The organism is Robertmurraya beringensis (assembly GCF_042433785.1).
GTDB classification, from domain to species: Bacteria; Bacillota; Bacilli; order Bacillales; family Cytobacillaceae; genus Robertmurraya_A; species Robertmurraya_A beringensis.
On sequence record NZ_JBHLUU010000027.1, the window covers coordinates 55,184 to 79,127 of the forward strand.

24 protein-coding genes are annotated in these 23,944 nt (G+C 36.0%); 2 read left to right on the forward strand and 22 right to left on the reverse strand.

The annotated features are described in order from the left end of the window. Positions 1-32: 32 nt before the first annotated feature. The 21 genes from ACFFHF_RS09415 to ACFFHF_RS09515 form a co-directional block, all read right to left on the reverse strand. Positions 33-788 carry an aspartate racemase/maleate isomerase family protein gene (locus ACFFHF_RS09415; RefSeq protein WP_160547808.1) on the reverse strand — a complete coding sequence of 252 codons (756 nt, stop codon included), beginning with the start codon at positions 786-788 and terminating at the stop codon, positions 33-35. Continuing rightward, positions 761-1,414, reverse strand: coding sequence for a nucleotidyltransferase family protein (locus tag ACFFHF_RS09420; protein WP_377057940.1), 654 nt, complete (start codon positions 1,412-1,414; stop codon positions 761-763). The genes ACFFHF_RS09415 and ACFFHF_RS09420 overlap by 28 nt, the downstream gene beginning before the upstream one ends. Positions 1,415-1,416: 2 nt before the next feature. Then, complete coding sequence (locus ACFFHF_RS09425) at positions 1,417-1,860, reverse strand: SRPBCC family protein (RefSeq protein WP_160547548.1); 444 nt, start codon at positions 1,858-1,860, stop codon at positions 1,417-1,419. A 70-nt stretch (positions 1,861-1,930) separates the two neighbouring features. Beyond that, positions 1,931-2,899: a GTP-binding protein gene (locus tag ACFFHF_RS09430; protein ID WP_160547549.1), complete on the reverse strand. Its 969-nt coding sequence runs from the start codon at positions 2,897-2,899 to the stop codon at positions 1,931-1,933. Between the two features lie 202 nt (positions 2,900-3,101). Next, on the reverse strand, positions 3,102-3,584 hold the full coding sequence (locus ACFFHF_RS09435) for an aromatic-ring-hydroxylating dioxygenase subunit beta (protein ID WP_160547550.1): 483 nt from the start codon (positions 3,582-3,584) through the stop codon (positions 3,102-3,104). Continuing rightward, positions 3,559-4,782: an aromatic ring-hydroxylating oxygenase subunit alpha gene (locus ACFFHF_RS09440; protein WP_160547551.1), complete on the reverse strand. Its 1,224-nt coding sequence runs from the start codon at positions 4,780-4,782 to the stop codon at positions 3,559-3,561. The genes ACFFHF_RS09435 and ACFFHF_RS09440 overlap by 26 nt, the downstream gene beginning before the upstream one ends. 5 nt (positions 4,783-4,787) lie before the next feature. Then, positions 4,788-5,888: a zinc-dependent alcohol dehydrogenase gene (locus tag ACFFHF_RS09445; protein WP_160547552.1), complete on the reverse strand. Its 1,101-nt coding sequence runs from the start codon at positions 5,886-5,888 to the stop codon at positions 4,788-4,790. 50 nt (positions 5,889-5,938) lie between these two features. Beyond that, entirely contained in the window at positions 5,939-6,166 is a 228-nt protein-coding gene (locus ACFFHF_RS09450; protein WP_160547553.1) for a hypothetical protein, read from the reverse strand. 116 nt (positions 6,167-6,282) lie between these two features. Further along, positions 6,283-6,930 carry a GntR family transcriptional regulator gene (locus ACFFHF_RS09455; protein ID WP_160547554.1) on the reverse strand — a complete coding sequence of 216 codons (648 nt, stop codon included), beginning with the start codon at positions 6,928-6,930 and terminating at the stop codon, positions 6,283-6,285. Between the two features lie 51 nt (positions 6,931-6,981). Continuing rightward, the gene (locus ACFFHF_RS09460) at positions 6,982-8,262 is read right to left on the reverse strand and encodes a TRAP transporter large permease (RefSeq protein WP_160547555.1); all 1,281 of its coding nucleotides are present in this window, start codon (positions 8,260-8,262) and stop codon (positions 6,982-6,984) included. Positions 8,263-8,276: 14 nt separating this feature from the next. Continuing rightward, entirely contained in the window at positions 8,277-8,753 is a 477-nt protein-coding gene (locus ACFFHF_RS09465; protein ID WP_160547556.1) for a TRAP transporter small permease, read from the reverse strand. 291 nt (positions 8,754-9,044) lie between these two features. Further along, positions 9,045-10,106, reverse strand: coding sequence for a TRAP transporter substrate-binding protein (locus ACFFHF_RS09470; protein WP_160547557.1), 1,062 nt, complete (start codon positions 10,104-10,106; stop codon positions 9,045-9,047). Positions 10,107-10,411: 305 nt separating this feature from the next. Further along, positions 10,412-11,221, reverse strand: coding sequence for a DUF3891 family protein (locus tag ACFFHF_RS09475; protein ID WP_160547558.1), 810 nt, complete (start codon positions 11,219-11,221; stop codon positions 10,412-10,414). Beyond that, complete coding sequence (locus tag ACFFHF_RS09480) at positions 11,218-11,928, reverse strand: isochorismatase family protein (protein ID WP_160547559.1); 711 nt, start codon at positions 11,926-11,928, stop codon at positions 11,218-11,220. The genes ACFFHF_RS09475 and ACFFHF_RS09480 overlap by 4 nt, the downstream gene beginning before the upstream one ends. Positions 11,929-11,939: 11 nt before the next feature. Next, positions 11,940-12,308 (reverse strand): DsrE family protein, encoded by a 369-nt coding sequence (locus tag ACFFHF_RS09485; RefSeq protein ID WP_160547560.1) that lies wholly within the window; start codon positions 12,306-12,308, stop codon positions 11,940-11,942. Positions 12,309-12,416: 108 nt separating this feature from the next. Further along, positions 12,417-13,010: a TetR/AcrR family transcriptional regulator gene (locus ACFFHF_RS09490; RefSeq protein ID WP_160547561.1), complete on the reverse strand. Its 594-nt coding sequence runs from the start codon at positions 13,008-13,010 to the stop codon at positions 12,417-12,419. A gap of 330 nt (positions 13,011-13,340) precedes the next feature. After that, complete coding sequence (locus ACFFHF_RS09495; protein WP_377057941.1) at positions 13,341-13,940, reverse strand: short chain dehydrogenase; 600 nt, start codon at positions 13,938-13,940, stop codon at positions 13,341-13,343. Between the two features lie 432 nt (positions 13,941-14,372). Continuing rightward, positions 14,373-14,537, reverse strand: a complete 165-nt coding sequence (locus ACFFHF_RS09500; protein ID WP_160547563.1) for a hypothetical protein — start codon at positions 14,535-14,537, stop codon at positions 14,373-14,375. Positions 14,538-14,608: 71 nt separating this feature from the next. Continuing rightward, entirely contained in the window at positions 14,609-17,077 is a 2,469-nt protein-coding gene (locus tag ACFFHF_RS09505; RefSeq protein WP_160547564.1) for a DUF2357 domain-containing protein, read from the reverse strand. After that, positions 17,049-19,115, reverse strand: a complete 2,067-nt coding sequence (locus tag ACFFHF_RS09510) for an McrB family protein (protein ID WP_377057942.1) — start codon at positions 19,113-19,115, stop codon at positions 17,049-17,051. Before ACFFHF_RS09510 ends, ACFFHF_RS09505 begins: the two co-directional genes overlap by 29 nt. A 60-nt stretch (positions 19,116-19,175) precedes the next feature. Next, complete coding sequence (locus ACFFHF_RS09515) at positions 19,176-20,045, reverse strand: hypothetical protein (RefSeq protein ID WP_160547565.1); 870 nt, start codon at positions 20,043-20,045, stop codon at positions 19,176-19,178. Positions 20,046-20,168: 123 nt separating this feature from the next. Between ACFFHF_RS09515 and ACFFHF_RS09520 the strand changes: the two genes are divergently transcribed. Then, positions 20,169-20,528, forward strand: coding sequence for an ABC transporter ATP-binding protein (locus ACFFHF_RS09520; RefSeq protein ID WP_377057943.1), 360 nt, complete (start codon positions 20,169-20,171; stop codon positions 20,526-20,528). Between the two features lie 123 nt (positions 20,529-20,651). Here the strand turns inward: ACFFHF_RS09520 and ACFFHF_RS09525 are convergent, their stop codons facing one another. Further along, positions 20,652-22,568, reverse strand: a complete 1,917-nt coding sequence (locus ACFFHF_RS09525; protein WP_377057944.1) for a 3'-5' exonuclease — start codon at positions 22,566-22,568, stop codon at positions 20,652-20,654. 367 nt (positions 22,569-22,935) lie between these two features. On the opposite strand from ACFFHF_RS09525, the gene istA reads away from it, so the two are divergent. Next, entirely contained in the window at positions 22,936-23,931 is a 996-nt protein-coding gene (gene istA, locus ACFFHF_RS09530; protein ID WP_377057945.1) for an IS21 family transposase, read from the forward strand. Positions 23,932-23,944 lie beyond the last annotated feature (13 nt).

Below are 23,944 nucleotides of genomic sequence, written 5' to 3' on the forward strand. Positions count from 1 at the left end.
TAGCCTCCATTACCTGAATATTTTTTAAGAGTTTAATATTTTCCCGATAATAAGCTACCAGCATTCGGTACTTTAGTATCTAATCCTAATTGCTTTAAAATTTTATAAACAGTTGATGTCCCAGCTGATAATACTGGAATTCCTAGTTGATCCTCTGCTTTTTGAATTGCGGGAAGTGATGGCATTTGAACACAAGCCGAGAGCACTACTGCATCTGCACCTTCAATATTTAACCCTTCTGCGATTCGAGGGAGTTTACTAGGATCTAACCGGCCAACTTCAAGATTATCCGGAACCTCTAGGCTAATGGAATCAATGACTTCAATTCCACTCTGCTCGATATAGTCAACAACCATTGCGGTTAATGGCTTCATATAAGGAGTGATAATCGAGACTTTCTTTGCTCCAATCGTTTTTATGCAGTCAATAAGCGCTCCAGCACTGCTTACCACCGGTGCATTACCACCATTATCCTCTGTAGCTGCATTCAATCTTGTTTCGGAAACCTCATGATATCCAGCTCCCTGACACATAATTGCTACTAGACACGCGTAGGCCAGGATGTCACACCGAGCATCTGATAGCTCAACAGCACAGCGGTCACTTTCTACGTCCATTTTGGACAATTCTTCCTTCGAAACATGCTTCATTCTCATCCTGCTTGAATGAAATGTGAAAGTCTCTTGCGGAAATTCTGTTGCTCTCGATAGAAGCATTGCAGGAATCTCCGTTTCCATCGTTGTATTAGAACTAGGAACAATCAATCCAACTCGATAATTTTTTGACATTGTTTTTCCACCTTTTTTTGTTTTGTTAACCAACCCAGTGCTTTTTCATAATCATCTGGAGTGTCTAAATCAAAGCCCCAGGTATTGGATTCAAAGTACTCTTTTTTAACATAATTTTGATACTTTTTAATGATCCTTTTACCACCTATATCTCCTGAAAGCCCAGAGAATTCAGAAAATAAGCCGGACGAAAAAAAGATTGGATGCCCATCAGTACCACTATAAACAGGTCTAATAATGGAGTATTGTTCGTTAGACTCTGTAAAAGTCACTACCATCTTTTTAATAACACTAGTGGGAACAAAAGGTTGATCTGCTAAAAAAACCATCACTCCATCTACAGCCTCTCCGACTGCTTCGATTCCTAGCTTCAAAGAGGTTCCCATACCATCCACATAGCTAGGGTTTTTTATCATTCTGACAGTTTCGTATCCTCTGAGAATGTCTCTATACTTATCTTCATTACTTCCTACTACTAATATGATTGGACTTAAACCACTTCTAGTAGCAGTGATTATACTATGAATAAACATCGGAGCCCCATTTAATGGTAAGAATTGTTTTGGCTGACCCATTCTTTTAGCCTCTCCAGCCGCTAATACGACAGCACCTATTTTCTTACCCATGTCTACACAGAAGCTTTTACTTCTTTTTGAATATCCTTGAAGAATTTCCCTGCTAGAAACTTAGCCACTCCTGAAAGGACTCTATTCCCAACACTAGCGATCATTCCACCAACTACCGCATCACATTTCCATTCAAGGACAGATCCATTTTCATTTTCGATAATTCGGCAATCCATTTTTGCCTCCACATGACCTGGCTGACCTGTTCCAGTTGCATGAAGAATATAATAGTTCGGCTTTTGTACATCTTCTATCTTCACCTGCCCGATATATTCTCCTTTTACGGCTGCAACCCCAAGCTTTAAGATTACGTCATATTCCCCATTTTCTTTCTGTACCATTTCTTGACATCCCGGGATAACCTTTTTTAGAATTTCTTCATTATGTAACGTATCCCATAAATCCTCTGCTGATAGATTAAATTTTGTTTCTCCCTCAAGATTCATACAACAACCTCCTATTTTGTTCGAAAAATTAATAATTTTCAATCTTTTGATTATAGATCTTACTTTTTAACTAGTTTGCTTTCATTAGAAGTTCTTCCACCATTAAACCAGCCTGGTTTGCTAGCTTTTCAACAGCCTCTGTAGAAACTAAATCCACTCCGATTAAGACGATAGAATGGTAATTCTCACCATTTTGAAACAGTTCCCACGAAATTTGATTACCAGCAAGCTGAACTAAATACATATCCCCTTCCTCTAGTAATACAAAGCCCTTAGCTCGAACTAGATTCGGTTTTAGACTTTCTAAATAGTTCTCTATGAAACGTTTCGTAACGGGAAATGGTATAGGGACGGCGACCGTTGATAAATAGTTAAAGGATAAACCCATTGGATCGTCTTCAATTCTTCCAAAAGTGCTCTTTTTTTCCTCAATAAAACTATTAGCAAGGAAAAGCTGTTCTAACTGGATTTGACTATAAGAAGTAAAAGTCAATTCCGCTGAAGGATTCATTTTATTAATCATCCTTCTCAATTCTTCTACTAAAAAAGAGTCAATAAGGTCCATTTTATTTACTATTACTAGATCCGCTATAGATAATTGTTTCTCACAGGTATGACGGAGCACTGGATGGTTCATATTGCTATTAAGGTTCAATGCATCAACCACTGTAACGACTTTGTTCAAATAAACCTTAGCGATAATCTCCTTTTTTTCCATTTCCATGATCACTTCATGAGGTTCAGCAACTCCTGTAAGTTCTACATAAATTACATCTGGCTTTGTTTTCAGGAGTATCTCAAAACTTTTGATAATTTCACTCTTTTTACTACAACACACACATCCATCAAGTATTGTTTCAACACTTGTTGAATGTTTATCAGCAATAATATGGCCATCTATATCAACTTGACCAATCTCATTGATTAAGATGCCAACATTCAACCCTTCTTGTTTCGATTGATCAAGTATTTGCGTTAATAAAGTTGTCTTTCCACTTCCTAAAAATCCACTGAGGAGTATCACAGGTATACGATCCAATTTCTCACCCCCTATTCTCTTAATCTTTTAATCATTTGGCTATGTTAAATCATTTAATAATGGCTTTTTTCGTAAACATTGTTGCTTTGTTAAACTGTTTTTATTTCACTGAACTTAGTAGTATGGCATCTTTTTTCTACTGTTTACTTTTTTAAACATGTTGTTGTCTAGTCGCGACTAAAAGCTTTTGAGGAAAAGAGCATTAAAATAGAAAACTTAAATTACCAAGAAATTCATTATTATTAATTAACTCCACCTTTTTTGAAGCTATTTTCCAGGTTGTATCAGTCTGTTTTAAATGATGTTCAAGTCTACCTGAATAAATGGTTTGAATACTACGTCTTAGTTCTACAAGGATAAAATTAGATGTGACAATAACCTTGTCTTCCTCACAGTGTAGAACCTTGACGTTTGTGACTAGATGTCTAGTTCTTGATTTAGGCTCCTGACCATAAGCCAATCCACTTTGTAATCTCCAAACCCGCTCTTCTAACCGGTTTTTATCATCATAGATAATCGAGACATGTGTATTTGGATCAATATCATCTTGATTAGATGGAATCCAGTAAAAGCTATCCTCTGTAAATAAATCTAACCACTCACTAAATTTTCCCTCATCCAAATACGCTGCTTCATCAATAAGAAACTCCTCAATCTGCTTACGGTCTACCAACAGTTGGCTCATGCTTCTTCCCCCTTGTTTCAACATTTGAATCATCTGCTGTCATTAGTTTTTTCCAGGCTTTATAAAGCGCCCTTGCTGATATTTCATCACTTGAAGTGGCTGTGATAATTCCTTTTTCATCCACTTCTTCTCTTTCCAAGCCACGGCTGATTTCAAGCCATTCGCCATCCTTTCCTTTTGCATTCAGACCCTCCATTACCCGGTCAAATCCCACTTCCAGATCATCAACCGTTCCGAATCCAGCTGGGCCATAAAACCCTTCATGTTTTCTTAAACGGGCTGCATTCTCTTCCACTGAAGCTCCTTTTAACATAATTGGATATAAAAATACATTCGTTTTGTTTACAGACACAGGCCATGTAACCCGCACTTGTGAACCTAAGAAGCCTAGGTTAGGGAAAACAATTAAATTAAACGGTAATGCACCAATTCCAAGATCACCATCTAATTCATATAATGAATGCCCATTTCCTAAATCTCGAATTTTCTCGTTTTTATGCATCTTAGAAAAATTAATTTTCTTCCCTGTTTTTTTACTCATCAGGTTAAAGAAGCTTCTATGTGTAACACTTAAGTGATAAGGATCGATCGTATTTTCAACTTGCAATTTCCAATTACCATCAAATCGATATTTATGTGCACCAGCATTTAAACTAATCCCTTCTGGACAAGTATTTACAACATAGTCAATATACGGGCGTGCGTTTCCTAGATGTTCTTCTAATGTAGGACCTTCCTCACTTAGACTAGCGAAAATAAAGCCTTGATATATACCAACTCTAGGTACTTTAATTAATCCCATTTTGCAACGATCAAACTCCTCACCGTAACCATCCTGGAAAGGCATACCTGTTAAATCACCGTTATTTGAATATGTCCAGCCATGATAAGCACATCTGAAATAGTTCGCATTCCCTTTTTCCTGTTGGCAGACTGTTGCAGCTCGATGCCTACAACGATTAAACACCACATGTACTTCATCCGTATCGGAATCCCTTGTAACAATAAGAGGATGCGTACCAATGACAGTTGTTTTATAATCTCCTGAGTTAGCAATTTCACTTTCATGCCCTACGTAAACCCAGGTTTTCTCAAAGATGCTTGTCATCTCTTGCTTAAAAATTTCTTCATCAGTATAAATATCTCCGTGAACTGCCGTATCTTTGATATACTGCGTAATGTTTTCTGAATTGATCATATCCTTCACCCTTCCATCTTTATGTTTTCATTTACCACAGCTACATGTATACACTGATCTAGACCATATGCATGCGTCCTAACGGCTTCAGCAGCCTCTTCTACTGAGAAACTATGAGTTACCATTTTTTCAAGTGGATACTTTCTCGACTCTATCACTCTTAGTGCGACTCCAACTGCACGTGTTGGACGACCAAGTACTCCCTTTATCGTTAAAAGCTTCCACGTGATTTTACTAGACATTAGATTATTAGATAGATTTTCATCAGTTCCTGAATGAATAATTGTTGCGCGTAAGCCAGCCAAATCTAATGATGTGACAATTTGCTGTGGTGCTGTGGCTGCATTTATTACTGTATCGGCCATCTTTCCGTTCGTAACTGCAGCTATTTCCTTTACAAGGTCTTGAGTATCTGCATAAAACGTGTGATCTGCACCGAATTCTTTCGCAAGCTTTAAGCGATGCTCATCCTTTGACATTCCTGTAACGATGATGGTTCCGGCCCCTGCTTCCTTTGCTCCAATTACAGCCCCTAATCCCATAGGACCAGGTCCTTGAATAACTACTGTATCTCCTACCTTTGTGTTTCCTACCTCTTGTACCCAATGTAATCCATTTGAAATCGGAATGTATAGTTGTAGTAATTCTGGGGAAACATCACTACTTGCTTTATGGACGATCGCATTTGGATGAAGATACATATATTCAGCAAATCCACCCCATAGGGCTGTTTTCTCATTATCAATTTTCATCGCTCCATATCGAAGGTCAAAGCATTGACGATAGTTTCCGGTTAAGCAATTATTACATGAACCACATGGAATATACTCCTCCACCACTACCCGATCCCCTTCTTTGACACCCCAGCGTTTTGATGCAACAGAACCAATATTTTTAATTCGACCAACGATTTCATGTCCAATGACACATGGTAGATTAAAGACACCATTTCCTCCATATAAATAGGCTTCACTGTCAAACCCACATACTCCACAGGCCTCCACATGAAGAAGCGCATCATTGTCACCAGTTTCTGGAATGGGAAATTCCATGATTTCTATCGTTTCTTTAGCTGTTAATACAGCTGCTTTTGATGTTTGAGTCATTTTTTCTACCCCTTTATTTATTATTTTGTTGAGCTATAAGCTTTGTGCTATTATTCCTCATCGTCTATTTCATTGATCCAGCGAGTTTTGGAGGGATCTAGTAAATTAGTAAGATCCTTGTGAGTACTCCATAGTAAACTCTCCAATTCCAAGGGATCAAAGAACGAGATTTTTCCTGTACGGATATCCTTTATCATTAGCCTGTCACCATTGGCAGATTTATCAACTTGAACTACCACATGTGCAAATTCGTTTTTAAGCACTACACTTTTATCCATCCCTTGTCACCTACTTTCAAACGTCATTATAAATGTAATGTTAGTTAGTATTCACTAACATTCTGTCGAAAAAAAATGAGATTATAATACTGTTCACCTTGCAATTAAATTTCTTATTATGATAAAAAATTAAGAAATCTGTTAAGCTCTGACTCTATATGACCTTTCATACAAGCCTCTGCTATTTCCTCTTTACCTGATTCAAGAGAATGAATGATTTTCTGATGCTCAATTAAATAATCATCATTTTGGTAGAAATGAACTAATCTAGCATTCGTATAATACATAAATAGCCCAGATAAACTTGCATATAAATCGATCAGTGTTTGATTTTTTGATGCTTGAACAATAGTTTCATGAAACATTGTATTGTATTTAAGTACATTTTTTTGATCATTTACAAAAGAAACCTTCTTTGCCATTTCAAATATCTCATTTAAATGTGCCAGCTGTCTTGCTGTAATATTTTTTACAGCAAGGATCGCTGCTTGGGCCTCTATCGCAAGCCGACACTTATACACATCCTCTATATCTTTACTTGTAAATTTACGTATGATCTTATGGTTACCCTCTTTTTTTATTAATCCATCTTGTTCTAATAATCGAATAGCTTCTCTAATTGGACTTCTGCTCACACCAAGATTTTCTGCTAGAGAAGCTTCTATAACCGGTTCACCAGGGCAAAAAACACCATCGATAATTTTTTTTCTTAACACTTTATATACTTGAACATGAAGTGGAGCATTCTTTTCAATTTTCTTCATTATAATCACCTTTATTATTCCATCCTTATTATCATCCTTCTTACAGTTTTTTTATGAACCATATACTATAGTTGGTAATAGCATCGTAATAATTGGGATAAAAGTTATGATTAGAAGTGCTACAAATGTTATCCAAAAAAATTGCATTAAGCCTGGAAGCATTTCAATCATCTTTAAGCGGGTTATACTGTTTGCAACGAAGATGTTTAAACCGAATGGTGGAGTAAATGTTCCTATTGCTAAGTTCACTACCATTACAATCCCGAGATGAATAGGATCTATACCTAGTGTGGTTGCACTAGAAAGAATTAATGGAGCGATAACAATTAAAGCAATTGTTGAATCTACAAACATTCCGATAAGGAGAAGCGATAAATTTAAAAAGATTAGAAATGCCCATGGAGATGTAAAGGTTTCTGCTACAAATCCTGCGAGCATATGAGGTGCCTGACCTATAGTAAGGACCCAACCTAAGGCAGAAGCTGCAGCAACTAATATCATTACTTGTGCAGATGTTTTTGCTGAATCGAGACTTAACTGAAATAGCTTTTTCCATGTTATCTCTTTATAGACAAACATCCCAACAAAGATTGCATAGATTGCTGATACACCAGCTGCCTCTGTCGGAGTGAATATTCCAAAGGATATACCACCAATAATGATGAGAGGGACTGCTAAAGACCAAGATGCTTCTTTAATAGCTTTGTAGATTTCCCTTGAAGAAGAACGCTCACCTCTTGGGAATTTTTTAAATCTTGAATAAAGATAGATATAAAGAAGAAGGAAAGTACCGAAAAATACGCCTGCACCTAAACCACCTAAAAATAATGAGCTCACAGATGTATTTGTTGCACTAGCATACAAGATAATGGTAATACTAGGTGGGATTACTAATGATACTGCACCAGATTGAATAATAAGGCCACTAGCGAATTTTTTCGGGTATCCCTGCTTTAAAAGCTCTGGATACATTATTCTCCCTATCGCAATTACGGTTGCAGGACTAGATCCTGATAAAGCACCGAAAAACATGGCTGCTGTTTGTGTGGCCATTGCCATACCACCATATAAATGACCTACAAGTGCCCTTGCAAAATTTAATATTCTCCTCGATAACCCTCCTACATCCATTGCATTTGCTGCTAAAATAAAGAATGGTAACGCCATAAGTACAAATTTATCAATTCCCCCAAAGATTCTTTGAACTGCAACCATTGAATCTATATCGGTAAAGAATATAAGAGACAAAAAGGTACTCAAAATTAATGATATGTATATTGGTACACCTAAAAGTAACATCGCAAATAAGAGAACAATTATAGCAACTATCATATATATCTGACTCCTTAATTTGGTGTATTTAATAAGTTTTTTCGACGAAACAAATGAACTAGTAGCTGGATGTATCTAATGGCCAATAAACAACCTGAAAGAGGAATGATTAGGTATACAATTGAAAAATTGATTTCTAATCCTGAAGTCTTTTGCCCTGTTTGTGAACTGAAATCAACCAACAGGTAACTATACCATACCAACATAAAGCTAAATATGATTGATACTACATAAATAATTGCCATGAGGAGCTTATATGATTTCCCTTTGAGTAGTTGGGGTATAAACTCAATACTCATATGTTCACTTTCTCTAGCACATACACTCATTCCAACAAATGTTACCCATATTAAGAGATAGCGAATTAATTCTTCTGACCCAGTTAAACCCGATCCCATTACCCTAAGAATGACATTTACTATTACCAGCAAGGTAGCTATCAATATGCTCATTGCTATAAATATATCTTCAATTCTATTTAGTATTTTCACTAGTATCCCCCCATCGGATTTTCGTGTAACAACCTTAAAATAATAAAGTAGAAATTAGGGTTACTCTTAACTCGTAGGTATTATGTTTTGAGTTTCCCTAATTTTCAATGGCTGTTTTCTAATAAATTGTTGTTTTTAAGGTGGTTATATTGATTGGACTTAAGGAGTGTGACTCCTGCACCGCAGAAAGCACACACCTGGAGTTTCAATCAACCTACCTTAGTTAAAATAGCAACAAAGGTTAATAAACAGCCTTTTCCATAAATCCATAGATTAAACAAGAAATACTAGTTATTGAATTCCTAATTCTTTATAAATGATGTCTAATAACTCCTTTTTCTCAGGGGTATTGCTAAATTCTTCGTGCAAAGGTAATGATAATTCCACAAATTCGTTTCTTTGTTCTTCAGAAAGTGTATGAACTTCAAGTCCTAGTTCTGGAAATTCTTTTATTCGAGTGTCTGACATTTCTTGTGTCAAATCACGGGCATAGATTCTGGATTCTTCTTCAGATTCCATAATGATTTGTTGGAACTCCGGACTTAATCCATTAAACCAATCAAGGTTAGCTACAATCATATAAAATTGGTAGCCATGTTCAGTTATTGATAAATGGTCTTGGACCTCATAGAGTTTGTTAGAACTAATTGTTTCTAATGGGTTTTCCTGTGCATCAACGACCCCTTGCTGCAAGGCATTATATAGCTCCGCAAATTCAATAGGTACAGGATTTGCTCCGTATGTTTCATATGTTTTAATTAAAATCTCAGAAGGTATAACTCTCATATTTTTCCCACTTAAATCTGAGGGAGTAAGGATAGGGTCACCTTTACTTGTCATTGACTTAAAGCCCCCTGCCCAAAAACCAAAACCCTTAAATTTAACGGCCTCGAGATGATCTAATGCTTTTGTACCTGCCTCCCCTGATAATACCTCCCAAATCTTATCCTCATTATTAGGCCATAAGAATGGATATTCAAAAACTTGAAGAGTTTCTGCATTAAAGGAGGTAACAGTTGAAAGCAATGTTTGGGTCATATGTATGGTACCTAGTTGAACCTGTTCTGTTTGCTCTCTTATTGCACCTAACTGAAGGTTCGGATATAATTCTACTTTAATTCTCCCTCCCGATTTTTCCTCGACAAGCTCCTTGAATTTTTCAGCACCTACTGTTAATGGATGACCTGTTGGAGTCATACCTGCCAATTTAATCGTTAGACTTTCTGCTTCACTACCTGTATTTCCATTCCCAGCACCTGTGGTAGATGATGAATTGCCACATCCGGTTAAAAATAGGATTAAAATGAGTGTAAGACTAACTATTTTAGAGTACCTAAGCTTTATTCTCTTCAAGATAAATCCTCCTATTTATTAAATGATCCTTTTGAATAACTCTAAAGCGCAAATCCCATTTGTATGGTGTAGACAGTATGATGTAGACAGAGAACAGTGTACGTGTATTCCGTGTTATTTTTTGTTTATTTTTTATTTTCAAAAAATTAAAAACACAATTGGTTGAGTACATTTTACTTTTGTACCCAACCTTGTTTCAACTAATTAGGCACTATTTATCGAAAACACTTAATCTTATTCCCACCTTTAATATAGTGAAAATAAATTATAAAAAAGCAATTTCTTCTTCTAGTTTATTTTCTAGCTTACTTCCCGGTTATCCTCCAAGCAATTGTTTCTGTTTCCGTATGCTCTACTATATCTTTCGCTTCCTGATGATTTTCATAGTCGCGATCTTCAATGATTCTACCTGGTACTGTCGTTACAAATTCTTCGTCAAACGGAAATGGATGAACAAGAAGTGTTCCATTCCCTTTAGCTTGGAGAGTTAAATTGATAGGATTACTTTTTCGTTTTGTTCTAATCGGACCTAATGTAACTTCATTTTCTATATTTGGATCATTTAAGCCCATAAATAATCCCATTCGATCCATAACTTGGAAAAATTCGTATTGCATCCATACATTATCTTCAAACTCGCTACGCTTTTGATTTTTTTTCCAATACTGAAGCTTTACATCCACCCACTCTTTTTGAATAGTAGAAACTGTTTCATCCATAAAATCTACTAAATCGTCAGCGACCTTGTATGTAAAAGTAGGATCATACCCGAATCTACTTGTATAAAGTCCAATCCAATGCATCCCCAACATCATCCCTGCATAGGGATCCTGCTGTAATGTTTTACGATACCCTAACTCGTAAAATTCGACATGTTGTTTTAGATTTACATCCATAAAATTTCGCGGCCTTTTTTTATCAGGATTGAACAAAACCTCATCATCTGGTCCTTTCCAGCCTGAGTCATGCTTTTCAATTCCTAAACTGACAGATTCATGGTTTAACAGTTTCTCAAACTCTCCATTTCCCCATCTTCTTGCTACTTCACCCATTTGAATCGCATGGTCATCCTGTCGAACCAACACTAGTTTCCCGTTCTGATTTGAGATAATCATTTGATTTTTTCCCTCACTTTCAATTTTGCCAGTTCCTCAATCACTTCATCAGTACTTATTACATCAGCATATTTTTGCTGCATATCAAACAAATTCATGGCATGAGTGGTAATCCCACGATCAAATACACATTCTTCAGGTACGATTACCGTATAATTATAGGAAAATGCATCTACTACTGTTGCTCTTACACACCCGCTAGTCGTACAGCCTGTAACAATCACACTATCAACATTATATTTAGTTAATTGAGTGACTAAGGGAGTACCAAAAAATGCACTAGGCTTCTTTTTTGATAGAATTACTTCTCCCTTTAATGGTTGTAGCTCTTCCACAACCTTTGTACCTTTTGCACCCTCCAGCAACTCTGGATGGCTAAACAGCTGACCCTTAATCGCAACCCTGTCATTATTGCTGTCTTTATCTCCTTCAATAATTGTATAGATAACAGGTATTTCAACCTCACGCGCTTTATCTAGCACTCTCTTAATCTGTGGAATGGCTTCCCAACTTACTGAACCACAGCTAGTAGGATATTTTTCGATTGATTTTTCAATTTCTTCTGATTTGTCGCCGGTAAATCCATATTGAACATCAACGATAATTAACGCTGGCCTCTTCCCCAATCCATAACTTTTTCCTAGACCTGCTCCACTATACACTCTTCCATCCCGCTCATCTAGAAATTTCTCCCATATCCTCGCCATTCAACTTCCCCCTATCCGTATGTAATAACCTTGTCACATTGGGCTGTCATCTCCACTAGTACACTAGGAGAACCTAATTCTATATTTTTGTCTTTTAAATCTTCTTCGGTTATACCTCTTGCCCCGCATGAAATCTGCGAAAGAACAATTCGTCCATTAGCTCCTAGAATTTCATTGACCGAATTCCTTAATTCGGTAGCTGTTACTCCAACTCCTAATACTGAATCAAGGTTTTCATCTTTCATTAGACCAACTGCACTTCCAGCTAAGAACATAGATACTTGATGTCCATCCCTAAGTGCTGTTTTAGCAATTAAGAATGCTCGATCTGCCTGTGTTGGAGATTCAATACCATGTGTTAAATGAATAAACAAATGCATAAATAGTTCCCCTTTCTCACTTTTCATTTTATGTTCAAATAATCATAACGCACGATAGTTAGTACCCACTAACATAATATATTCATTTCACCAATAATATTCCAACTTCTATCTTGTATACGTATAAATAGTAGATAGATTTTGGGCAAAATTTCTTACTCCACCTTGAACAATTTCATCCTCAGAAATTTGTGTGATATTTTCTCCTTGCATAAATGAACGTGAGATAAAGTGTCCATAACACATATACAAAAAGTTCATCGCATGTAGCTCATAGTTTGTTTCAACTACTAGACCTTTGCTATTCATTTCTTGAAAATACTTTACTAGCAATTCTTTTAACTGTCGGGGATGTTTATTTACTTGCTCGTGCAAACCTGGTACACTACCTCCTTCTTGTAGAGCGATTTTGATGACATTTTTATTTTTTTTCATTAATTTATGGTAAGTTTCTGCCACCATTTGCAAATCCTTTTCTATTTCCCATACAATTCTTTGTTCGAAAATTTCTTTCATCTGAATGCTGTAATAATAACGATCTACGGCAGCTTCTAAAATCTTTTTCTTACTTCCAAAGTTTCGAAAAAGAGTCATCTCGCTAACCCCAGCTTTCTCTGCTATCTGTTTCGTAGTGGCCCCTTTATAGCCCTTCTTAGCCATTAAATCAATTGCTACTTTTAAGATCTTTTCATTAATTGTCATGTTTGCTAACCACCTATTGTTTGTTAGTACTCACTAACAATTTACCAATATTTTATATTTTTGTCAATTGTATTTTCAGAATATTTAGTATATCACCTTTCTATTACCTTATATTTACCCTTGTTTTATTTCTATGTTTTTATCTTAGCAGAGAAATACGCTTTGTCTCAAAATTTGTTGCATTTTCTAACATAGAATTTTTAAAAATGTTTATTTACTACTATTTTTCTAGGAATTTGGATGAATATGTAACAATCGATCCAATACGAAAAGCACCGCTTTTGCGATGCTTAGTGGTTGATAGAAATTCTATTATATAGCTAAATGAACTTAATACACTTTATAAACTTGGCCAGTCTGAGCACCTTCAACACTCTTTACAAATGCATTGGCAACCTTGTTAGCTGATACTGGATTAAAGCCTTTAAAAAACACTCCATATTTTCCCAAGGATTCCTCTAGAACGTTCGGACTGACGGTATTAATTCTTATATTACGGTTTAATTCTATCGCAGCAGATTTGACAAAACTAGCAACTGCACCATTAGCCATAGCAGCAGAACTACCTCTTAAAATAGGATCATCCATCATAATTCCAGTAGTTAGTGTAAAACTACCGCTATCATTGATATAATGTTGTCCTATCAATACTAGATTTACTTGACCCTTGAGTTTACTATTTATTGCGATATCATTTAGTTCAGGAGTAAGGTCACTCAACTGACCAAAGTGAGATGCTCCTGTTGTACTTATCACAGCATCAATATTTGGTATATCTTTATACATTTGTTCGATACGATCTGGAGATGTAATGTCTACTAAATAATCTCCATTTGATTTACTTGCAATGATAACTTCATGATTAGATTTTAACTTTTCCGCCACAAATTTCCCTATTGTCCCTGTACCACCAACTATAAGAATTTTCACACTATCACTCCTCTTATTCATATTATTCAGAATTATTATAGCACCTGATGATACTTATTTTAGGCTTTCTAAATGAAATTACATTAGGTGTAAACTGTACATGACCATTGTAAAAAGCATGATGCGAGAAGTTAATGAGCTCTTCAGCTCTTCATATTTCGATCGATAATGCCATTGAAGAATTTTCTCAGGAAACCTTCTTTTCGCCAAATTTCAATCGGCTAACAGATTTCATCATTTGATTGTAAACTGCATTAAATTGCTCATCTTCATTTGCCTTATCTTCTATCAGGTCCATTATTTTAGATTGTTGTTTGGCGTTAAAGGTAATAATCCCAACTGTTTTACCAGGTTGAAGTAATAAAATCTCCTTCAGAGTTTTTACTACTTCAACTGCTTCTATCTCATTTGATTGATTTATCCATCTTCCTTCTACCTTTTTCCATTCAATAGCTGGTCTGTATCATACTGCTCATCTTCGTCCTCATCAACTACAACCGACGTTTGAAACATATAGAATGGTGGTAGCTGCTTCTCGTCGCCTGCAATAATTACCTGTTTTGCGCGATATACAGACGGGATCCCGCTTTCAACCAACCGTACATTGTGATTCCTCAAAGAAACACGATTTTGGATGATATATTAAATCAAATTTTATTTAACAAGCTTTAAAACAAGGTATTTAGCAATTTAAAGACACCACTAGGATTCTGTATTATTTTATTTTTAGGTACTTCTAGTTCATTATGTTTGCTAACAAATTTAAGACTTTGTTCTTGGATATCTATACTTACTAAAATATCTTTAATTTTGAAGTAAGTTACTCTATTTGCATGATCCAAATTTTCATTTTCTAACTTAAGAACTATTTTATCAGACACCCTTCTCAACATTCGCCATACAATCATTTCCTCAGTAGACTTCATAAATAATTCCGTTAGCTCCGTCGATTCTTTTAAACTATGTAAGGTAGTTAACATATAACTAGTAATCCCATAACCAACTGGTTTAATCATGTTTTTTAAAGTAACCCAATTTGATATATGAAAACATATACAGTTCACGCCATCAAATATATCTGTTTTAACTTCTTCTATTTTCCCGTAGTATTTGATTCCATTTTGCTGCTGCTCAATTCCACTCTTAACATATAAAGCAATATATTTCGCTTCCTGCCATCCCTTTTTCAATTTGCTAACCGGGATAGAATAGTATCCTTCTTTAATAAACCGGAGATACTCCTCACCATTTGAGACAAGTCCAACTAATACCATTTCGTCTAGACTGGATTTCCATTCCTCTAATGTACCTCTTGGCAAGATTCCTTCTTTTTGAATCTCCTCTGGACTTTTATTTACTAACCATTCTACAAATTGCTCAACTAATGCTGTTGCGTTTGGCAGAAATGGAAGCCCACCGATATTAACCTTATTTATACTTTGATAAAAATGATGATTTTGGTAAGAATGTTCATCAAACCAAGGGAACAGTACATACGCTCCAAAAGCTATTCTTTCATAAGGACCATTATTCTCAGCAACTATTGAATCTCGATATCGATGCATAGTGTTAATATCATCTTCCATAGGACCAGGTGTGTTGTATCGATTTTTATAGTAGCTACCTTCTTGTGCATAATTAATCCGGTATTTAGCATCAAAGATGTAGTTAAATGTATAGTCTTTTCCTTTTTTCTCAATACTCAACATCGTGTCAGGCTTTTGGGGAATGGTAGGTAATTTCCCCTCATACTTTTGATAGGTTAAGACGATTTCTTCATTAGTAAGGGGATGTTTAAAGACACGCTTAGCCATTCGATTTGCTTCCAGATTCACGAATAATCCATCTCTGTTCACCTGGATAATATCCTGACTTACGAGAGTATACTTTCGTCCCAATATCTCTCCAAGCTTTAGGAAGGTCCAATACTCATAAAGGGTAGCTACATCTTTTACTGACATTTGGTACAGCTTTCCTTGTAGGGCAAGTCCCTTTGATACCGTTAAGAATATTTGAAAAGCGTCTCGATAGCCTGGAGCCATTTGTAACACGAGACTCATGACTGATCGGTCCAGCTTTCCGATTCTTGACCAGAAATGATTCTTCATTTTGGCTTGAAGTTGAAAAATCATTTTTGAGATTTTTTCCATTAGATCCGGATCGGGTTCTACCATAAATTTGTTCATCTTTTGAACGGTCTCTAATAGATCATTTAGCTTATGTATCAATCTCTCCATCATCCATTTGACATACCGATTTTCGAGTGTGTCAAAAGTTAACTCTTTCTTACTTTTTAATCCCTCATGAGGCATCAAGTTTTTACTATTAATATTGATTCCTTTTTCAACTTCAACAAACAAGTTGGATCTCTTTCGCAGGTATGCCCTACTCGTACTATCAATTTTCTTGAGTTGATCCCCTCTTGCCTTTTCATACGTTTTTTGAAGTGTATGATGGGGCTGATGTTCAATGCGTGAAATGGCTTGTGTAAACTGACGGAAATGCTCAGAAATTAATCGGTAAAACTCCGCTCTAGATGGCTTCCCCTCCAATTTAACCGAAGCTCTTAAATACGTTTTTCGTATGAAGTGATAGGCCAGATTATAGATCTCGTCATTGACTTCTTCTAGAAGTTTCTTGTAGTCGTTTTTGTAATCAAGCTTCGATGGATAAATCTCTAGAGTTACTTCTAATAATTTTTTCTTGTCCTGTAGAATTTGAAAGGTTGTAAATCCCACTTCATTCTGGAATTGCAAGTTCCCCATAAGCACGGACTGAGTTCCAAATTCCATTGATGAAACAGCTTGCCGTAATAAAGGATGCTCATGATAGAAGGATAGCTCCTGGCCAGATTTAGACCAAACGACTAGCTGATACACTCCATTTTCGAAAAAGATGGGTCGTAGATTGACTGGATTGACCATCTGTTGTTCGTTAATGTCGTAAACTTTAATCTCCTGAATATTTACACCTTCGACATTGAATTCCATGACATCGTGGTAATCCATGCTTCGATATTGCTTTAGCCCTTCATACCGCTCATGATACGGTTTTCCTTTTAACACTAAGGTTAAATCATCTGTTTCCACCTTAACTAATTCAACATCCTCACGAGATCCAGAAGGAAGTGAAGCCATCGTCTCTTAACCTCCCTAGCATTTCCACAACCTTTGTAGCACTTTTCGGATAAATCGCAACTTGTAATTCTTGCTCAGTCAAATCAACATCTTCCTCGTACTGCTTGTTGGTAAATTGGACATAAAGCTTTTTGAGAAGTTGATCTACTCTCATGTCACTACCAGCTACACGAGGTAAAATCTTCTGTAAAATACAATGGTCAAGTGCCTTGGAGAATTCCATCAGTCTTGCCTCTTCGTTATATGCCATGTAGAAGCAAATCTCATCACGCACACGATAACCAACATGTGCATTGATTAACTGGAGAGCCGCATTCATAAGTTCTAACTCGGTTGTAACCTTCTCGACAATACCTGAATTCTTTACATAAAGATCTTTTAGATGGAGGTAAGTCGAAGCAAACGAATCTTGATCACTTACAATTGGATCCACTTGCTCTATTTCCTGTAAAAACGACAGGTTACCAAGAGCAATCCGATTAAACTCAATGGTATTCGCACGGTCTAATACCTTCTTACTGAATGGATGGGTTGTTTCGTCCATGTTGACTGTTCCAACGATATAAAGGTTATTCGGTAGTTTTAAGTCGAATCCTGCTATTTCCTCGGAAAGTAAATTTGAGGAAACAATATCTCCGTTCTTCCACTTACGGCTTTCCATTACACTGAGAATATCACTGAAATAGTACTCAACCCGTGCCAGATTCATTTCATCTAATAGCACAAAGTACGGAAGTTCAGGATGGTTTTCTGCTCTCTTTATCACTCTCGTCAGTGGTCCTTCTTTAAACTCTCCTTTTATATCCACATATCCAAGTAGGTCAGAGCCATCATTCCAATCAGGACGAATCGGAATTAAAGCAAATTGTCCATTTTCTTCGGTAGCACCTACACTTTCTGCAAACCATTGAACCATCTTTGTTTTTCCAGTACCAGAAATGCCGGAGAGAATGACAAAGGGCTTTGTTTTTAAGGATAGAAATAGATTGATTACTTCTTCTTTTTTATAATATAATCCTTTTGCTTTTATATATGTATATATATGATTGACGAGATCTGCATTAGATAAATACGTTTTTGGATTCTCAGTAATTTGTATTGTCTGCTCTTTAGGCTTATATTCTAGCAACTTATTCCGTACCTCCGTTGGAAACCTTTCCTTAAATAAATTGAATATCTTTCGAGCAAACACTTCTGTTAACTCAAAAAAATATCCTTGCTTCAGATTTCCGTTTCTATCAAAAGGTCCACCTTCTTCAAGTCTCCACTCTAAAGGAATATCTTCCTTTCTAATAGTAGGATTGATATCAAAATAATTAAGTTTTACTAAATACCCATCTTCTTCCCAGTTATGAGTGGCAATCACTGAGGGTTTTGGCGCTTCAACCGCTTCCTCTTGTACAATTCCTACAGATTTTATTTCCATGGAAGAATAACAGAATACAATGTCTCCTACTTTTGGTTTTAATAAACCTACATGGTGCGGGAGAGGTATTCCCTGTTTAGATTTTTGTGGAGCCCACAAAAACTCGTTATCCCTTTTTTCTTTGTGTGTTTGGCCTTGGTTAACCCACCAAATTGAAAAAACCTTACTCGTATTTAGTATCAGTCGATAAACATAGGGTTCATCGGTTTGTAAAAAATCAATTGACTCTTCAATCTCTTTAGGGGTATGTACCGGTTTTTTTGATTTTTCCTCTCTATTATTTTCTAAATATTTATAAGAAGTGTTAAAAGTGCTGATTAGATATTCTTTAAGAAGACGGTTTGTATCATATCGGAGCTGTAGAGACCCTTTATCGGAGTCTTTGTGCCTAAAATTTACCAATTGTACAACAAATGACTTATCCTCAATTAATAACTTGATGTCAACTCTTTCGCCAACCTTTAAAAAATGATTAGCATTAGCAATAGCAAAATCATCATGAAACTCTATTGGAATATGTGTACCGTATTCCAATATGGACCAATCGACTTTTTTTCTTCCAATTAAATTGCCAATATTAGGCTTAGACCAACTTCGTACTTCCTTTATCAATTAGAACACCAACTTCTTAATACTTTTCTTGTACAAATTTTTTCAAACAATAACTATTCTTTAATTATTAAATGATTTCTCGGCCTCTATAAATAATTGACCGATTTTTTCTTTGTGATTTTTAATATCTTCTCGTTTCATTCGTATTCTATAGCATTTGCCTTTTGTGTCGTAATCAAGAACATCCAAAGATAATTCTTCGAGAATGTTATCAAAATCTTCAGTTTTGCTTAGTTTTGGTTGAACAATTATGTAATCTTTCCTAGGCTTAAAGGTTATGAAATTATTCGTAAGACCTCTTCTTTCTAATCCAATATAAAACTTATTAAATTTCAAGTTAATATTCGTTTCAATTTCCTCATGAATAATTTCCAATAAACTATCGGCAAGAGCAACAGTAGCTGGTGTAGCTTTTTCCTCCCAATACGTTCGATCAACGACTGTTTGGGCTATCTCTTCTTCATCACTATATGTTTGTAGCGCTGTTTCATCAAGGACCGTCACAAATTGTAATCCTATCTGTTTATTTACTTCTACTGCATTCATTTGAATGGCAATAATCGGTATACTACGATTAAATAGACTAATTACATTTAAAAATCTACTCGTAATATCCTCAGCAATAATTACTGCGACATTCTCATACTGCGGGTACCTCTTTTTCTCAATGTCCCAGTATTCAATCGTTCTTATAATATGACTCTCATCGGTTTTTCCAAGCTGTATTTCTACACAGTATCTTTTATTATTCTCATCTTGAAACAACAAATCTAAACGACCTGCCCTTGGTTGTTTTCTCTCTTTGTCCTTAAGTTCTATATCACCCAACCCAATTATAGAAGGATCATTAGCGATTACATTTTGAACCCAAATTTCATTTACTCCGGGATAATCTTTTAATGTAATTTTGTTTAATTTTATATAATCCATTTTTTCCCTCCAGTATATATACTATTAAGAATTAATTTTTCGTTAGCTCTTGTATTTTCATTCAACATAATCTATTAATATATTAGGTACATTTACCTGTAGTACAAAAGGGAGAGTTTATTGATGATTAAAAAAATAATTGATATATTTAAAAAACCAACTCTAAAGGTGGTTGAAAATAATTCTGCTAAGGATCTCGAAAAGGAATTAATCCTGTCTAAAATTCAAGCTCTTGAAGAAAAACACCAAGAATTAATTAATGCTCAAAACAAGCAACTATCCGATGAAGATTATACACTTACAGAAAAGCAAAGAATTTTTGCACTTTCCTTGGTTGAAAAGTTAAACAGAAATTACATACTTGGTATTGATTCATCAAAATTAACAGTCAAAGATTTAAACCGATTAGTTGCTTATAGTAAGTATAGAAACAAAGGTGCTCTCGTTAATTTAGAGAAAAAGGGAGTATTAATACGAAAGTAACAAGTGCAGCCCCGAAGTTTTTTTCGGGGCTTTTACTTCTCAACTTCAACAAGGTAAACTTTATTTATCATACCCAATCTACATAAAGTACAATTTTATACTTAACAACCTTTCTTTGCCCTTTTAACTGGATTGTTCTTTTTGAAGCGTATTAGTCTTTTGAGCTTCCTTTAATTGATCGAAATACTTAGTAAACTCCGATTCACCAGAATAGGATAAACATAAAAGGTCCTTTGCTCTAGTCATCCCGATATAAAGAAGAGATGCTTCTCTATTTTTATCTTCTTCTAATTGAAATGGCATATTATCAACATTAACAATAAAGACTGCTTGAAAATCTAAGCCTTTACTACTATCAATCGTACTGATCTTAACCGTATTCGAATCCTTATCAAAGTTTCGTTTCGTTTCACTATTTTCAGTAATCCAGTAGTATGGGATAGTTTCACTTTTTAATGCTCTAGTCAGTACATCCACATAATTAACGTGGTGTGTTCGTTTTACTCGATACAATATAAGCATCTCTGAGAAAGGAATTTTTCTCGCTTCGTTTAGTTTTTTGATCTGCTTAGCAACAATTTTAGCTTCTTTAAAAAAGCTGTCTGCTTTAAGAATGGCGGGTTCATATCCTTTTCGCTTCGTGCTTTGTGGAGCAATTATCTCTCCCTCATAATCATGTGAGACCACTTTCTCCTTCAGTGATGAATGCGAACGGTAGAAATCCCACGCGAATTTTACAATTTGTGCGGTATTACGGTAGTTAATGTTTAATACCTTAGATCGTCCTTGAAAACTCAATCCGGTATCTTTTAAATAAGTATTCTTTCTTTTATATATGGTCTGGGCACGGTCTTCCACTAATAGTAGAGATTTGGTACTAGGGTTTAGTAGTTGGCTCACTAGCCCGAGCCAACTTGACTCGAAGTCTTGGCCTTCGTCTATTAAAATAGCGTCATACATTGGCATAATGGCTTCTTTCGCTTCAAGCTTCTCAATGACTGCTGGAATTTTATCTTCACTTATCTTGAGATCGTTCTTTAACCAAGCATGAAAGTTTCTCACCGTTACATTATGCTTGTTAATGACCCTTCCCTCTCCCGAAGAGAAATCTAAATCAAACAAGTCGTCAGGTTCATTCATCATATGAACAATCATTTGTTCGATGCTCCTAGCAAGAGAGATATTGTAGCAGAGAATGAGAATTTTCCAATCAGGATGCTCCTTCGCAAGCATCTTCGCTCGACTAGCAAGAATTAATGTTTTTCCACTACCAGCTACTCCTCGGATCAGCCTATTTTTATCCCCGAGCTGCTTAGCAAGATTCTCTTGATGTAAATCCATGGCTTTTATATCGTGTAAAGATAGCAGTAATTGATCTTGATAAGGTACTGGTTGTTTAAATTCCGCACTTATCCTCACTTCAGGGAATAGATGGTAACGAATCGCATCAATTTCTTGCTTGGATAAAGGCTCTCTTAAACGATAAGGAACAATAAACATATTGGATATCTTCTCGAACAAAATCTCCTCTGAGAAGTTTTCTTTTTCCGGATCAATTTCATCACGTGTAAGACAGAACTGTGGTTCAATAATGGAGTATAATCCATCCGCGATAAAGTCTTTTTGATACAGCCTCGTAAAGACCGCACCATACCCAAATGGAAACTTGAGTTGGTATTTATATTTACCGTCCAGGTTCACTAGGTTTTTATCTTTCTTTAACTTATCAACTAAGTGAAAAATATTTTCCCTAGCTTGCTTTAATGGATTTTTTGTCGTGGTTGTCTCACCAGAAGAGGTCAGTAATGTCCATTCTTCATGGTTAAGTTGTAACAATGTATTTTTTGTATAATCTTTTACTTCTAATACTACAATCCCCAGGTCTGGGCCAATTATCACAAAATCTGGTCTTTTCCCTTGAATTTCAGGCTCGTAATAGACGATGTAATCTTCCGGCAAATACGTTTTAAGGGTGCGAAATAGTAATCTTTCTCCCATTGTTGCCGTAGAACGAATTGTTTCTGGTACCGTGTAGGCCATGTTACCACTCCATAAAGTGCGATTTTTTCCATTATACAACAAAAGTCTCAGTTCTTTACATATTTTAGAGATAGCCTGTCCTTTTGAACCACTTCCTTATATTTAGAAATAAAAGGAGGTGTAAGCATATGTCATCAAGGCTAGTACAATCGAGGCTTTTGTGGATTATTCGCAGTTTAATCATCTTGAGGAGTTGATTATTGCAGATGAATTGAGCCAGTTATGCGGAATTTTGAGCCAGTCAATGCGAAGTAAAGAGCCACCCTTTGCGGAAAGGAGAACCACTTTAATAAGAATCAAGAAAAGCCTCTTGTATAATAATGTTGCATGCAAACAAGCATGACATTATTATACAGGAGGTTTTTTCATGGTTAATTGTCGTAAGATTCTGGAACTGTATTTTGAAGGAGTCAGTCAAAGAACCATTAGTTCTAGCACTGGGCATTCAAGGAATACAGTTTCAAATGTCGTTCAACGTGCCAAGAAACTTGGTGTGGAAAGCTTGAATGATACAATGACCAATCCATGGCTAGAAGTGTTTCTCTTTCCAGAGAAACAAGCTGTTGAGAAAGGTTACTTCCCAGTCGATTGGGAAAAAGTGCATAAGGAGCTACAAAAAAAGAATGTCACCTTGGCATTATTGCATCACGAGTATGCGATGGAAGCACGTGATGGTGGAAAGATTCCTTATGCCTATCGTACTTTTTGCGAAAACTATGGGAAATATGCGAAGAAGTATAAGTTAACAATGCCTATTCGAAGAAAACCAGGTGAAGTCATGGAAGTAGATTGGGCTGGGAGTACGTTGCAGATTATTGATCGTTCTACAGGAGAAAAGATTCCAGCGTATGTTTTTATTGCGACCTTACCTTATAGTCAATTTAGCTATGTTGAAGCATTTTTAGATATGAAATCAGCTAATTGGCTTATCGCCCATATCCATGCATTGGAGTATTTTGGGGGAGTTCCTGAAACATTGGTACCCGATAATTTGAAAACAGGGGTTACGAAAGCTCATCGAGAAGAGCCTCTTCTGAATGAAGCCTATCGTGAATTTGCGGATTATTATCGCACAGTCATTGTTCCGAGCCGTGTCCGAAGACCAAAAGATAAAGCAAGTGTCGAAGGGACTGTTGGATATATTTCCAGACAGATTATCGCTCCACTAAGAAACTATCAATGTTTCCATCTTGAAGATTTAAACCAGCAAATCTTTGAAAAGCTAGAAGAAATCAACACCATCGATTTTCAAAAGCGACCAGGTTCACGTAAAAAGGTGTTTGAGGAAGAAGAGAAATCCTACCTTCAACAGCTTCCTCAAACGCGTTATAAACTTGCGGAATGGAAAACAGCAAAGGTTTGATTACGGCCAGTGA

Excerpts from the sequence above, each read along its gene's own strand:
- ACFFHF_RS09525 (WP_377057944.1), bottom strand. The coding sequence starts at position 22,568 with ATGGCCTACACGGTACCAGAAACAATTCGTTCTACGGCAACAATGGGA.
- ACFFHF_RS09505 (WP_160547564.1), bottom strand. The coding sequence starts at position 17,077 with ATGGCTTCACTTCCTTCTGGATCTCGTGAGGATGTTGAATTAGTTAAG.
- ACFFHF_RS09455 (WP_160547554.1), bottom strand. The coding sequence starts at position 6,930 with ATGAAGAAAATTGAAAAGAATGCTCCACTTCATGTTCAAGTATATAAA.
- ACFFHF_RS09520 (WP_377057943.1), top strand. The coding sequence starts at position 20,169 with ATGATTAAAAAAATAATTGATATATTTAAAAAACCAACTCTAAAGGTG.
- ACFFHF_RS09445 (WP_160547552.1), bottom strand. The coding sequence starts at position 5,888 with ATGACTCAAACATCAAAAGCAGCTGTATTAACAGCTAAAGAAACGATA.
- ACFFHF_RS09425 (WP_160547548.1), bottom strand. The coding sequence starts at position 1,860 with ATGAATCTTGAGGGAGAAACAAAATTTAATCTATCAGCAGAGGATTTA.
- ACFFHF_RS09485 (WP_160547560.1), bottom strand. The coding sequence starts at position 12,308 with ATGCATTTGTTTATTCATTTAACACATGGTATTGAATCTCCAACACAG.
- ACFFHF_RS09480 (WP_160547559.1), bottom strand. The coding sequence starts at position 11,928 with ATGGCGAGGATATGGGAGAAATTTCTAGATGAGCGGGATGGAAGAGTG.
- ACFFHF_RS09490 (WP_160547561.1), bottom strand. The coding sequence starts at position 13,010 with ATGACAATTAATGAAAAGATCTTAAAAGTAGCAATTGATTTAATGGCT.
- ACFFHF_RS09450 (WP_160547553.1), bottom strand. The coding sequence starts at position 6,166 with ATGGATAAAAGTGTAGTGCTTAAAAACGAATTTGCACATGTGGTAGTT.
- ACFFHF_RS09460 (WP_160547555.1), bottom strand. The coding sequence starts at position 8,262 with ATGATAGTTGCTATAATTGTTCTCTTATTTGCGATGTTACTTTTAGGT.
- ACFFHF_RS09420 (WP_377057940.1), bottom strand. The coding sequence starts at position 1,414 with ATGGGTAAGAAAATAGGTGCTGTCGTATTAGCGGCTGGAGAGGCTAAA.
- ACFFHF_RS09440 (WP_160547551.1), bottom strand. The coding sequence starts at position 4,782 with ATGATCAATTCAGAAAACATTACGCAGTATATCAAAGATACGGCAGTT.
- ACFFHF_RS09475 (WP_160547558.1), bottom strand. The coding sequence starts at position 11,221 with ATGATTATCTCAAATCAGAACGGGAAACTAGTGTTGGTTCGACAGGAT.
- istA (WP_377057945.1), top strand. The coding sequence starts at position 22,936 with ATGGTTAATTGTCGTAAGATTCTGGAACTGTATTTTGAAGGAGTCAGT.
- ACFFHF_RS09415 (WP_160547808.1), bottom strand. The coding sequence starts at position 788 with ATGTCAAAAAATTATCGAGTTGGATTGATTGTTCCTAGTTCTAATACA.
- ACFFHF_RS09515 (WP_160547565.1), bottom strand. The coding sequence starts at position 20,045 with ATGGATTATATAAAATTAAACAAAATTACATTAAAAGATTATCCCGGA.
- ACFFHF_RS09435 (WP_160547550.1), bottom strand. The coding sequence starts at position 3,584 with ATGAGCCAACTGTTGGTAGACCGTAAGCAGATTGAGGAGTTTCTTATT.